The 12,422-nt window shown below is 61.7% G+C and carries 10 protein-coding genes; 5 read left to right on the top strand and 5 right to left on the bottom strand.

The window, feature by feature from the left end; genetic code table 11:
* Positions 1-56: 56 nt before the first annotated feature.
* On the bottom strand, positions 57-3,581 hold the full coding sequence (locus A477_RS0121295) for a S41 family peptidase (RefSeq protein ID WP_017200876.1): 3,525 nt from the start codon (positions 3,579-3,581) through the stop codon (positions 57-59).
* 85 nt (positions 3,582-3,666) lie between these two features.
* Between A477_RS0121295 and A477_RS0121290 the strand changes: the two genes are divergently transcribed.
* A complete protein-coding gene (locus A477_RS0121290) occupies positions 3,667-4,566 on the top strand; it encodes a TIGR01777 family oxidoreductase (RefSeq protein WP_017200875.1) in 900 nt (299 codons plus the stop codon).
* 25 nt (positions 4,567-4,591) lie between these two features.
* On the opposite strand, the gene A477_RS0121285 is transcribed toward A477_RS0121290, so the two are convergent.
* Positions 4,592-6,256, bottom strand: coding sequence for a serine/threonine-protein kinase (locus A477_RS0121285; RefSeq protein ID WP_017200874.1), 1,665 nt, complete (start codon positions 6,254-6,256; stop codon positions 4,592-4,594).
* A 148-nt stretch (positions 6,257-6,404) separates the two neighbouring features.
* Here A477_RS0121285 and lipB point away from each other — a divergent pair, with 148 nt between their 5' ends.
* The 3 genes from lipB (at position 6,405) to A477_RS0121270 (ending at position 8,951) form a co-directional block, all read left to right on the top strand.
* Positions 6,405-7,073: a lipoyl(octanoyl) transferase LipB gene (gene lipB / locus A477_RS0121280; protein WP_026005827.1), complete on the top strand. Its 669-nt coding sequence runs from the start codon at positions 6,405-6,407 to the stop codon at positions 7,071-7,073.
* On the top strand, positions 7,070-8,077 hold the full coding sequence (gene lipA, locus A477_RS0121275) for a lipoyl synthase (RefSeq protein WP_017200872.1): 1,008 nt from the start codon (positions 7,070-7,072) through the stop codon (positions 8,075-8,077). Before lipB ends, lipA begins: the two co-directional genes overlap by 4 nt.
* Positions 8,078-8,189: 112 nt before the next feature.
* Positions 8,190-8,951 (top strand): DUF4191 domain-containing protein, encoded by a 762-nt coding sequence (locus A477_RS0121270; protein ID WP_017200871.1) that lies wholly within the window; start codon positions 8,190-8,192, stop codon positions 8,949-8,951.
* 98 nt (positions 8,952-9,049) lie between these two features.
* On the opposite strand, the gene A477_RS0121265 is transcribed toward A477_RS0121270, so the two are convergent.
* Positions 9,050-9,487 (bottom strand): RDD family protein, encoded by a 438-nt coding sequence (locus A477_RS0121265; RefSeq protein ID WP_017200870.1) that lies wholly within the window; start codon positions 9,485-9,487, stop codon positions 9,050-9,052.
* A 324-nt stretch (positions 9,488-9,811) separates the two neighbouring features.
* Between A477_RS0121265 and glnA the strand changes: the two genes are divergently transcribed.
* Positions 9,812-11,236, top strand: coding sequence for a type I glutamate--ammonia ligase (gene glnA / locus A477_RS0121260; RefSeq protein WP_017200869.1), 1,425 nt, complete (start codon positions 9,812-9,814; stop codon positions 11,234-11,236).
* 72 nt (positions 11,237-11,308) lie between these two features.
* On the opposite strand, the gene A477_RS0121255 is transcribed toward glnA, so the two are convergent.
* Positions 11,309-11,659 carry a hypothetical protein gene (locus tag A477_RS0121255; protein WP_017200868.1) on the bottom strand — a complete coding sequence of 117 codons (351 nt, stop codon included), beginning with the start codon at positions 11,657-11,659 and terminating at the stop codon, positions 11,309-11,311.
* Positions 11,660-11,842: 183 nt separating this feature from the next.
* Entirely contained in the window at positions 11,843-12,412 is a 570-nt protein-coding gene (locus A477_RS0121250; protein WP_044569434.1) for a GNAT family N-acetyltransferase, read from the bottom strand.
* Between the last annotated feature and the right edge of the window lie 10 nt (positions 12,413-12,422).

Genomic DNA, 12,422 nt, shown 5'->3' with positions numbered 1-12,422 from the left:
AAGAAGCCCCCCGCCACTCCCTGAGGAAGTGGCGGGGCTCTTCTGTGCCCACTTGCTTATGAACCTTTTTGGGGACGCGAGGGTAGTGGCGCCGGCCGGACCTTGCGGTAGCCCTCACGCATTGGAGGGCGGTCGGTGGGCAGCTCCTGGATCATTTCTTTGAGCGCACCAATTCCGTACTCCAGTTGCGGGTCCGTACCGGCTGCGTAAGCGTGCGGCGGAAACAGTACCTCAATGTCCGGCTCCACCCCGCGGTTTTCAACGTCCCAACCAATCCCGCCACTGAACCAAGTGGCGTATCGAGGCTGGGTGACCCCTGTGCCATCGGCTAGTGAGAAGCGGTTGTCAATACCCACTACGCCACCCCAGGTCCGCGTACCAATGACAGGGCCAATTCCCCGCAACTTGGACACTTGGGTGATGATGTCGCCGTCGGATCCCGCGAATTCATCCGCCAGGATGATCACCGGTCCACGTGGCGCGTGGTGAGGGTATGTCCTCGGCTTTTCGCCGCGCGGCATACTCCAGCCTGTGACCTTGCGTCCGATCAGTTCGGCAACCAACTGGGATGTATGTCCGCCGCGGTTGCGCCGCACATCCACAATCAGACCGTCCAATGCAGTCTCTGTATCCAGGTCGCGGTGAAGCTGCGCCCAACCGTTGGCCATCATGTCCGGGACATGCAGGTAACCGAAGGTGCCGTCCGAGGCCTCACGGACTGTCCGCCGGTTGGCCCGGACCCAGTCCTGGTACCGCAACCGCTCCTCGTCGCGGACAGGAACCACGGCAACGCGCCGCTGGACACCGGCAGCCCCACCATGTCCATCCCCGTTCAAGAGGGTCAGCTCCACCGTCCTGCCTGCGGAACCCACCAGTTGCATGGCCGGCGTCAAGACCGCGGAAAGCTCGACGCCGTCGATCGCCAAGAGCACGTCACCCGCCTTGGCGTCCACGCCAGGACGGGTTAGGGGCGAAGTGGCCAGCGGATCCGACGACTCACCTGCGAGGATCCGGGTAATTTCCCAACCGTTGGTGCCGAGCTGGAACTCAGCTCCAAGCCTGCCCTGGCCGTTTCGTCCGGGCTCCGTTACAGCGGCCGGCTTGACGTAGGCATGCGACGTTCCCAGCTCGCCGTGGATTTCCCACAGGAGGTCAACCAGGTCATCGTGGGAACCGAGCCTGTCCACGATGGGACGGTAGCGCTTGTACACGGAGTCCCAATCCTGTCCTGCCATGTCGGCGGTCCAGAAGAAGTCCCGCTGCAGCCTCCAGGCCTCGTCGAATGCCTGGCCCCAAGCGGCCACGGGGTCCAGGATGACGCGGACCCTGTTGAGTTCCACCTTCACTAGTTCTGCAGAGTCCTCCTCCACCTTGTTATCAGCGGGAATGGACGTGATTTGCTTGTCGTGAACGTAGATGATGCGGCTAAGGTCCCCCGACAAACGGTAACTGTCCACTGCCTTGACGAGCGTGGCCTGCTTGCGTTTGGCAAGGTCGTAGCGGACCAGGGACGGCGCCGTCTTCTTGTCCTGGAGGGTGCCTCGCCCATCGCCCATGACACCTGAAAGTTCAGTATCGAGCCACAACAGTGCACCGTCACCAACGGCAAGGTCTGAATAGTTCCCCTGAGGTACGGGGACAGTGATCACCCTGTGGGCAAGCCCCTCCGGGTCAACACGCACGACCGGCGCTTCGCCGTCGTCGAACGTTGTCGCGGCGGGTGATGCGTCCTCCAGCGTGTCCACGGAAGGGCCAAACGGTGAGGGCGTGTCCGCTGCCAAGGCAACCAGGTACGGCTTGATGGGGCTCGGGAAGGACAGGTCGAACGAATGACCGTCGTACACAGGATCGAAGCTCCTGTTGGACAGGAACGCCAGGAATTTTCCGTCAGGGGTGAACCTCGGAGACTCGTCGCAGAACCGGCCGTCGGTGACGTCGATGATTCCTGACTCAGGCTCTGCCGGGCGGGCGATCCTGAGCTTGCTCCGCGAACCGAAGGACGTTACCGGCTCCGACCAGACGAGCCACTGGGAGTCGCTGGACCACGACAATTCGTCGATGCTGCCGTCACCGACGCTCACAAGCCGGGTCAGATTTCCGGCAGTGGTGTCCGCAACGAAGACATCGCCGAAGGACGTGCCGACGGCAAGCCAGCGGCCATCCGGGCTGGCTTCCAGAGCACTCGTCCGGGTAGGTGCAGGAAATTCAATGCGGAGATCAGCGGATTCTTCCGCTTGAGCGGGAACTGTAGTTGCCGCCGCACCACCCACGGTATCTGCGGATGGCTCGCCCTTGACCGTCTCCACCGCTGTTGTCCGGGCCTGGTCTTCGGACGCCCGAGTGGCGCTGGTACTCACCTGCGCCGAAGCGGCCCCCTGTCCCAGAACGTTCGACGCCGAGACCGGCTTGGGAAGCGGAGCTGATTCTTCGATGGCAGGAGCGGGTTGTTCCACAACAATTTTGGGAATCTCCACCACGGCCGAAAGGCGGGCGGCGATGCGCTTGATATACAGCGCTTCCACTCCCCCGTGGTCGGCGACGTACGCTATACGACCGTCAGTAAGTGGCCGGGGCAGGCGGGCACGGACTCCCGGGGTCGCTTCAACCACACGGGAAGGTCCGTCCTTGTGCCGGAGCCAGTGGATAGTGCCGTGTGATTCCACTGCGCTGGCAGTTCCGGGAACGTTGGGGAAGACATCCCCCAAATGGGCAGAAGCCTTGAGCGGTGCGGGACGACGTCCCGGTGAGGCCGACCCAAGGGTGATGGTCAATTTGACCGACTCAGCATCTGCGTCCAGTGAAGGGAGCATCCAGATCTCGCCTGCCGACTCAAAGACCACCCGTGTGCCATCCGTGCTTGCGTGCCGGACGTAGAAGTCCTCATGGTCCGTGTGCCGGCGCAGTCCGGAACCATCAGGAAGAACGGAATAAAGGTTTCCGTAGCCCTCGTGGTCCGACAGGAAGGCAATCCGTCCCTGAATCCACATTGGGCCGGTGAGGTTTCCATCGATCTCCGCCGCCAGCCGCTCGAACTCTCCGTTGCCGTCGGCGTCGATCCAAAGCTTCCCGGCAGTTCCACCGCGGTAGCGCTTCCACCAGGCGGGCTCGCGTGAGAGGACGCTTGCCAGGACTACCGGCTTTTCGTCACCGATTTCCGGACCAAAGGCAACAGCCTCCACCGGGCCGAACGGAAGTTCGACGGCGGCGCCGCCGTCCATCGGAAGGCTGTAGGCGTGCGTGTGACGGCTTTCGGCTTGTTGGAAGGCGCTCGTTACCACCACGTTCCCTGACGGAGTGAAGCCTTTGACCTTAGTGGTGCTGTGCCCGAAGTAACTCAGCTGCCTGTACCCGCCGCCGTCGACGTTGGCCGTGACCACCTCCGGTGACGTGCCCACCACCGTGGTCCACACCAGCCCCTTGCCGTCCGGCGTGAACCTTGGATTCCTTGCCGGCAGTTGCTGGGAGGATACCCGCCACGCGCGGCCTCCTGAAAGGGGTGCGATCCAGATGTCGTCTTCGGCCACAAAAGTGACCAGATCGCCGTGCACATGCGGGAAACGGAGGTAGCTGGAGGAGGTCATTGTTCGATCATAGTCAAGAGGCACCCTTCAGTTGCGGCATCCGGTGTCGTTTCCACCACAAGCGTTCGCCATGGTGAGATGGGTCATGAGAATCGTGATGTCCGGAGCTTCGGGAATGATCGGGACGGCCCTGTCCGAGCAGCTGATTGCTGACGGCGATGAGGTCATCCGGCTGGTGCGGCGCCCAGCCACGTCGGCACTTGAATGGACGTGGGACCCAGCCAAGGGCGAGCTGGACGAGGCTGTCCTGGACGGTGCCGACGCCGTGGTCAACCTCTCAGGCGCAGGCATAGGCGACCGTCCATGGACAAAACATCGGATCCAGGTCCTCACGGAATCCCGCCTCCGGACCACTCAAACCCTGACCGCCGCCATGCGACGACTCGGCAAACCCCCCGCCACATTCATCAGCCAATCCGCTTCCGGCTACTACGGTGCCTCACGCGATGGGACGCTGAGTGAGGACTCCGGTCCCGGCGACGGCGTGTTAGGCCGCCTGTCCGTTGAATGGGAGCGCACGGCACGGACTGCTCCGGCCGGGGTTCGGGTGGTGACGCCCCGGACAGGCGTCGTGCTCAGCACCTCCGGTGGCGCGCTCGGGCCGCTGCTTCCCTTGTTGAAGCTCGGCCTGGGTGGACCTTTTGGGAACGGCCGTCAGTATTGGCCGTGGATCACTTTGGCCGACGAAGCCAGGGCCCTTGCGTACCTTCTTACGGCACCAATTGACGGTCCGGTGAATGTCTGCGCCCCGGAGAGCGCGGATGTGAACACGATCGTTGCGAGCCTCGCCAAGGCCTTCAAGAGGCCGGCCTTCTTCCGAGTACCCCGGCCCGCCCTGCGACTGGTTCTGGGAGGTCTGGCAGATGAACTCGTGATGGCCAATCAGCGGATGGTCCCCGAGCGGTTGCAGGAGGCCGGCTTCCAATGGCTGCATCCCTCCCTCCCTGATGCCATGTCGTGGCTGCGCCAGGAAAAGGCCCGCTGAACATGTGCTTGGCCTTCAGTGGCCGTCACCGGGCCGGACCGGCGTCGAGAATTCCGGAAATCCGCCAGCGCCCGTCCGAACGAACCAGGTCCAGCCGAAGCTGCTGCGGTGTCCCGGCGCCCCCGGTCCTGACAACTGCCCCTGATGCAAGGCGTTCCTCATAGCCGGACGTGGTGGCCGTAACCTGCACCAGCACATGATCTGGCTGGGAGGCTCCTTCCACGGTCAAGCCTGTCAACGCGGTATGGAGTCCAACAAACGCTGATCCGGAGTCCCGCAGGTAATCTCCCACCTGCTTGTCGGTCGCTTCGGCCTGCGAACCAGGCGCGTTAACCAAATCCAAAAGGCCGAGGCGCCGTTCTCCCAAGGCAAGGTCCCGTACGGCTGACAGTGCAGTCACGGCCACTAAGGGATCCTCTGATTGGAGCCCTGCGGCAAGTGCAGCCGGCAGATCCGGTGCCTCAGCTGGATCCAGGCCGTGTGGAAGTTCCGCCGGCTCGCCGGGGTCGGCAACGCCGCTTTCCATCGCCGCTTGCTGCACCATCGCCGTCGTCGTGCTGCTCTGCTGCCACAGAATCCATAATCCAGTGCCAATTAGCGCGCCAATCAGCGCCACAAGAAGTAAGCGACGGCCAAGCCCACCACCGCGCCTACGGCTCATCCGACGCACACGTTCAATTGTGGGCACCGTTCGCCCGGGCAGGAACGGCAGCGATCTCAACCAGATCTTCAACCATCGCGTTGTCCGGCCTAAGGAACGGGTTGCGCGGCGCGGTGAACGTCCCAATATCTCGCGCCGCGTCAGCAGTTCAGGAATAACGGAAGAATGCACGGCACCGGATAAGTCCAAGGCCTCGGGAGCGGCACTCCTGAAAATCGCCGTGCCCAGCTCCCTGGCTGAGGGACGCTTCCGGGGATCTGCGCTGAGAGCAGCTTCCAAAGCCGCGGCCAGGGCTTTGGGTACCTCGGGAACGAGCAGTGACAGGGGTGGACGATCCTGTTCCTGCTCCGGCGTGGTCCCGGTCAGGCAGTACCAGCCGACCGCGCCGAGGGCATAGACGTCCCGCTGCGGTTGGATGGTGTTCCGGGAAATATCGCCGTTCAGCAACGGTTCAGATACTGGTTCCATGAATCCGGGCGTTCCGACGCCGAGATGTGGTGTGTCGCCTACCTTGGCGGCGACGCCAAAGTCCGCCAGCAATGGCATCCCAACGGCTGTAAACAAGACGTTTCCGGGTGATACATCTCCGTGCTCCGTGCCGTTGCCATGCAGATAGTCCAGTGCTTGGGCTATGGGAGTCAAGACAGTGACGGCTTCTCCGACGGTGAGCTTCCCCCTCGCGGTCATCAGGTTGGCGAGTGAGCCTCCCGCTGCATAGTCCATGACGATCCCCAGTGTTCCCTCAGCCGCGCCACCCAGGCCGATGATGTCGTGAACACCTATGAGGTGCTTGTGCTTGAGTTCCGAAAGGAGCCTCATCTCGCGGTTTGCGTCCGCAAGGACTCCGGCTTGTGACGTTGCCAGGCCACCAGCGGCACCGGCTGTGGCACATTTGACCGCGAACCGGGCACCGTCCTTATCCCTCGTGGCAAGCCAAACGGTGGAACTACCGCCGTGGCCTAGTAGGCGGGATATCGCGTAGCCCGGAATGTGGGGAGCCACGGCTGCGGGAGTGTCCAGAGTTTCCATAAACAAGGTGTACCCGACTGCCGGATTTTCCGCAGAAGTTATCCACAGGCAGTGTCGTGACCACCCCCTGCTTCAACGGGCCGGGATGCGACTGAGAGCTTCACCACAAAACCATGGCCAGCCTCCTGCTGGGTCTAAGCTTGAACCCATGACTCTTGAGTTTTCACAACTGGGTCTTGCCCCGGATTTCGTGGATTACATGCAGGGCTGGGACCTGCAACGCGAAATCCACAACAAAGTTGTTGCGGGCGAGAAGAACAGCACCGTCTTGATCCTTGAGCACGCCGCCGTCTACACGGCCGGCAAACTCACGGAGGATCACGAGCGACCCTTCGACGGCACTCCCGTTGTTCCCGTGGACCGCGGAGGGAAGCTGACGTGGCATGGCCCAGGGCAGCTCATCGCTTATCCGATCCTCAAACTCAAGAACCGTGCCGGTATCCGGGATTATGTGGAACGGCTTGAGGCCATCATGATCGCCGTCATGCAGGACTACGGCATCAAGGCCGTCACCGTGAAGGGCCGGGCCGGAGTCTGGATCCTTGCCGATGACAAGGGACCCGACCGCAAGATTGCCGCGATCGGCATTCGTGTCCTGGACGGCGTCACCATGCACGGCGTGGCCATCAACTGCAGCAATGACCTCGCGCCCTATGCGCAGATCATCGCCTGTGGCATCACCGACGCCAGCGTCACCACCATGTCGCTGGAAACCGGCCGGACCATCAATCCCGCCGACATCGTTGACCGCTTCGTTGAAGAATTCAGCAAGCACGAAGAAGCACTCGTTTCCACACCCGAAGGAGCACTCCAGTGACCTTGGCACCTGAAGGCCGTAAGTTGCTGCGCGTTGAGCAGCGTAACTCGGCGGTCCCGGTTGAACGTAAGCCTGAATGGATCAAGGCCAAGGTCCAGATGGGGCCGGAGTTCGTCCAGCTCAAGAACCTGGTGAAGAAGGAAGGCCTGCACACGGTGTGTGAAGAGGCCGGTTGCCCGAACATTTTTGAGTGCTGGGAAGACAAGGAAGCGACGTTCCTGATCGGCGGGTCCGAGTGCACCCGGCGCTGTGATTTCTGCCAGATCGATACCGGTAAGCCTTCCCCGGTGGATATGTTCGAGCCCACCAAGGTGGCCCGGAGCGTCCAGGCGATGCAGCTACGCTACGCGACCGTGACCGGGGTGGCCCGTGATGACCTGGCCGATGAGGGCGTGTGGTTGTACGCCGAAACGGTCCGGAAGATCCACGAACTGAACCCGGGCACCGGGGTGGAGCTGCTGATCCCGGACTTCTCCGGCAAACCTGAGCACATCGCGGCGATCTGTGATTCAAAGCCGGAGGTGTTCGCGCACAACGTCGAGACCGTGCCGAGGATTTTCAAGCGGATCCGTCCGGCGTTCCGGTATGAGCGGTCTTTGGATGTGATCACGCAGGGCCGGGATCTGGGCATGGTGACCAAGTCCAACCTGATCCTGGGCATGGGTGAGACCCGCGAGGAAATTTCCGAAGCGCTCCGGGACCTGCACCAGGCCGGGTGTGACCTGATCACGATCACCCAGTACCTGCGTCCGTCCGAGCGGCACTTGCCGGTGGACCGGTGGGTCAAGCCGCAGGAGTTCGTGGACCTCCAGAACGAGGCCGAGGAGATCGGTTTCCTGGGTGTCATGTCGGGTCCGTTGGTGCGGTCCTCGTACCGGGCCGGGCGTTTGTGGGCCACCGCGATGCGGAAGAAGGGCTGGGAAATCCCGGCCGCCCTGTCCCACATCGAGTCCTCCGGCACCACCCGCCAGGAAGCCTCCACCATCCTCGCCGCCCACGGCTAACCACCCCACACAGCATCACCAAGAAGCACCACCAATCAGTACTGAAGGACCGGATGCCCCCCGCGTAACGGCGTCCGGTCCTTCTGCGTACATCACGTAGAATTAAGGCACTATGGCGAACTCCTCTGATTCCAGCAATTCGACCCCCTCGGCCGACGCACCCAAGCGTGGGCTGTTCCAGCGCAAGCCCAAGGAAGCGAAGGCCAAGAAGCCGAGCCAGCTGAAGCAGATCGCTGAAGTCTTCAAGATGACCCGGCGAAATGATCCACAGGTTGTCTGGATCATGGTGCTGGCATTCCTTGCAGTGGTTGCCGTAGCCTTCCTCATTGGCTTCTTGCTGGAGAACTGGGTTACGGGCCTGATCATTGGTATCCCGCTGGGCCTGCTCGCCGCCGTCTTTATTCTTTCCCGCAGAGCTGAGAAGGCCGCCTTCGCGCAGATTGAGAACCAGCCCGGCGCTTCCGGCGCAGCTCTTGGTACGCTGCGCCGTGGTTGGGTGACCCAGGACCAGCCTGTTGCCGTCAACCCCCGCACCCAGGATGCTGTGTTCATGGCCATTGGCCGCCCCGGCGTCGTCCTGGTCAGTGAAGGTCCTACGCACCGGGTCAAGCCTTTGGTGGACGCTGAACGCAAGCGCCTTGCGCGCATCCTGCCCAACGTAACCATCCATGTTCTGGAATCCGGTCGCGGCGAAGGCCAGGTGCCCCTGAACAAGTTGGCCAAGACCATGGGCAAGCTGAAGAACGAACTCACCAAAGTGGAGGTCAATGCAGTCTCCAAGCGCATCAACTCCCTTGGAAACCGTCTGCCGATCCCCAAGGGCATCGATCCCTACAAGGCCCGCCCGGACCGTAAGGCCGCACGCGGACGCTAATTCCGAAGAGAAAACCGCCCCTGTCGTTTGTTGGAGACAGGGGCGGTTTTTCGTTTGATTGCGCGAAAGGCAGAGAAAGTTCTCAGTGCGAAGGACAACTACATCCTGATGAGGATGGTGTTCATCGCTTTGTCGTGCAGGCCTCGGTGGTCGGGATCGAAGACGACCGCAGGGATGACGAGGCACAGAAGGAGGGTCCGCACCACGGCGGCCAACGGACCCGCGGGGCCGCCACCCAGTCGAACCACGTGGATTCCGGCAATCCTGTGACCGATGCTGTAACCCAACGTTCCAATCAGCAGGATCTGTTCCGCGGCAAAAATGGCCAATGTTGCCCATGGGTTGCCACCAAAGGCGAAATTGCTGATCACCAAGGCGATCGTCCAGTCCACCATGATGCCCAGGATGCGCCTTCCGGCGCGTGCCATGGAGCCGGGCCCGGACTCGGGCAACCCGAGCCGTTCACCAGGATATTTGGAGATTCCGGAAGTGTCCGGGCCGCTCAGCCAAGAGCCAATGTCTTTACGATCTACCACCCTCCAAGCCTAACGGCTGGCATGCCTGGTGATCGACCGCACGCGGATCGAACCTGGCCGCTTAGCGACCGGATCTTCGCCCCGGTGTTCGCCCATCGGACCGACATGGACCGGACACCGGGAAGCCGACTACCGTTTACACGACAGATGATTCTGTAACCTGCCGGAAACAATACTGACACCCCCGGGAAATCCCATCTCCCTATGGTGGTATGAGTTGCCAGCCACCATGGCACGGGGAACTTTTTGTGTCTCCGGACCCTTGGAATGGGCTGCACCACGCGGCCTTCCGGGCCTGTTACTTGATATGCATAAGGAGCATAGATGTTCAAGACTGCGGACGAAGTCCTCAAGTTCATCAAAGACGAAGACGTCAAATTCGTCGATATCCGCTTCACCGACCTCCCTGGTGTCCAGCAGCACTTCAACGTGCCGGCCAAGAGTGTCGACCTCGATTTCTTCGTCCACGGCCAGCTCTTCGACGGATCTTCCATCCGCGGCTTCCAGGGCATCGCCGAGTCGGACATGCAGCTCATCCCGGATGTGACCTCGGCCTTCATCGACACGTTCCGCATCGAGAAGACGCTTGCGCTGAACTTCTCCATCGTGAACCCCCGCACGGGTGACCCCTACCACCGCGACCCCCGCGGCGTGGCGGAGAAGGCTGAAGCGTACCTGGCATCCACCGGTATCGCAGACACCGCATTCTTCGCTCCCGAAGCCGAGTTCTTCGTCTTCGACAACGTCCAGTACGAGTCCTCTCCGCAGGGCAGCTTCTACAAGATCGACTCTGAGGAAGCCCACTGGAACACTGGCCGCAAGGAAGAGGGCGGAAACCTCGGTTACAAGACCCCCGTCAAGGGCGGTTACTTCCCGGTCTCCCCCACCGACAAGCAGGCCGACCTGCGCGATGCCATGTGCATCGAACTGGACAAGGCCGGCCTTGAGGTCGAGCGCTCCCACCACGAAGTTGGATCCGCCGGCCAGGCTGAGATCAACTACAAGTTCACCACGCTGACCGCGGCTGCTGATGACCTGCAGAAGTTCAAGTACATCATCAAGAACACCGCAGATGCCTGGGGCAAGTCCGTCACCTTCATGCCGAAGCCTGTCTTCGGAGACAACGGCTCGGGCATGCACTGCCACCAGTCGCTGTGGAGCAACGGCGACCCCCTGTTCTATGACGAGAAGGGCTACGCAGGCCTCTCCGACACCGCTCGCTGGTACATCGGCGGCCTGCTGAAGCACTCTTCGGCAGTCCTCGCCTTCACCAACCCGACGGTCAACTCCTACCGCCGCCTGGTCAAGGGCTTCGAAGCTCCCGTGAACATGGTCTACTCGCAGGGCAACCGCTCCGCCGGTATCCGTATCCCGATCACGGGCACCAACCCGAAGGCCAAGCGCATCGAGTTTCGCGCTCCGGACCCCTCGTCCAACCCGTACCTGGCCTTCGCCGCCCAGCTGATGGCCGGCATCGACGGCATCCGCAACCGCATTGAACCCCCGGCTCCCATCGACAAGGACCTCTACGAGCTCCCGGCCGAGGAAGCCAAGGACATCCCCAAGGCTCCGGGCTCCCTGGAAGAAGCTCTTGAGGCCCTGCGCGAGGACAACGAGTTCCTGCAGGCCGGCGGCGTCTTCACCCAGGACCTCATCGACACTTGGATTGAGTACAAGTACGAGAATGAGATCCGCCCGCTGTCACTGCGCCCGAACCCGTACGAGTTCGAGCTCTACTACGGCGTCTAATTTCGACACGTAACAAAGAGGCCAGCCTCGGTCCGTTCGGACTGAGGCTGGCCTCTTTTTTGCGGGTGCGAACTACTCGGACTTGCTTTGGTCGCGGTCCCTGAGGTTTTTGGTAATCTCATCCAGCTTGTCCTTGACGAAACTGGCGGCCTCCGAAAGCCCCTTTTCCGCGCTGCCCAACGGGTCCAGCTGAAGGTACACGTTCTTGTCGATAGGCAGGTCGTATTCGTCCTTCAGATGAGTACCACCGGCGACCCCGTCGAGGGACAGGTATACAAGGGCCTCGGTCCTTGCTATGCCCGCGATTGTACCGAAGACGACCGTGAAGTCATTGGGCTGAAAGCTCACAGAATGGCCCACGTGACGCCGGTCCAGTTCTCCGGCAGGAATGGCCTTCTCGGACGGATTTCCGTTGTATTCCATGTACTTCCCCTATGCGTTGAGATCAGATACATAAGAAGTCTATAAGGATACTTAGAGTCGTGGGTGGGCAGATACCGCCAAGGCCCCCACGTAACGGGTGCCCCGCTACCGGTTTCCGTATTTTTTATGTACTGCCTGCTTGCTCACGCCCAGGCACAGCGCAATCGCCTCGGGTCCCGGCGATCAGGCGAAGGCCTTGTACATGGTCCGCTGCGGACCCGCATTTCCGCCCAGATACCGCCCCGAGTCCACGAATCCCGATTTCGAGTAGGCTGCCATCGCGGCCGGATTGAGTTCGTTGACGGAAAGCACGACGCCGGCCTGCCCGCCGCCGAGCCTGGCCGTCAGCTTGCGCGCTTCTTCCACTGCGGCCCGCGCCGCCAAGGTACCGAGGCCACGCCCTTGGCTTCTTGAGTCGATAAGGAAGCCTCTCAACAACCACACCGACTCGTCATCGGGCCAGCCTGCCAGCGTCGCCGCGCCGCACTGGAGGGTCAACACACCAACAGCTACTCCCCCTGACTCAATAACGTACGGGAGCCGTGATTCTTCTTCCAAGGAAATCAGCATCATACGTAGGGGATCCCCAACGAAATCCCGCTGTTTGGCTTCAACGGCCAACTCCGCTACCGCGCCAAGCTGAATGGCGCGGGCGTCGTCGTCGAGCATTTTGAGGGGGATGAGCCAGATGTCACCTCGCTCGTGACGACTACCCTCGGTCAATGGTTCTTCTTCTGATTCATCTTCAAGCATTCCCGGCATT

The organism is Arthrobacter sp. M2012083, assembly GCF_000281065.1.
GTDB lineage: Bacteria > Actinomycetota > Actinomycetes > Actinomycetales > Micrococcaceae > Arthrobacter.
The sequence above is the reverse complement of the archived record's forward strand: the minus strand, read 5'-3'. Positions and strand labels throughout refer to the sequence as shown.

Coding starts and splice junctions, on each gene's coding strand:
- A477_RS0121295 (WP_017200876.1), bottom strand. CDS start 3,581: ATGACCTCCTCCAGCTACCTCCGTTTCCCGCATGTGCACGGCGATCTG.
- A477_RS0121290 (WP_017200875.1), top strand. CDS start 3,667: ATGAGAATCGTGATGTCCGGAGCTTCGGGAATGATCGGGACGGCCCTG.
- A477_RS0121285 (WP_017200874.1), bottom strand. CDS start 6,256: ATGGAAACTCTGGACACTCCCGCAGCCGTGGCTCCCCACATTCCGGGC.
- lipB (WP_026005827.1), top strand. CDS start 6,405: ATGACTCTTGAGTTTTCACAACTGGGTCTTGCCCCGGATTTCGTGGAT.
- A477_RS0121270 (WP_017200871.1), top strand. CDS start 8,190: ATGGCGAACTCCTCTGATTCCAGCAATTCGACCCCCTCGGCCGACGCA.
- glnA (WP_017200869.1), top strand. CDS start 9,812: ATGTTCAAGACTGCGGACGAAGTCCTCAAGTTCATCAAAGACGAAGAC.
- A477_RS0121255 (WP_017200868.1), bottom strand. CDS start 11,659: ATGGAATACAACGGAAATCCGTCCGAGAAGGCCATTCCTGCCGGAGAA.
- A477_RS0121250 (WP_044569434.1), bottom strand. CDS start 12,412: ATGCTTGAAGATGAATCAGAAGAAGAACCATTGACCGAGGGTAGTCGT.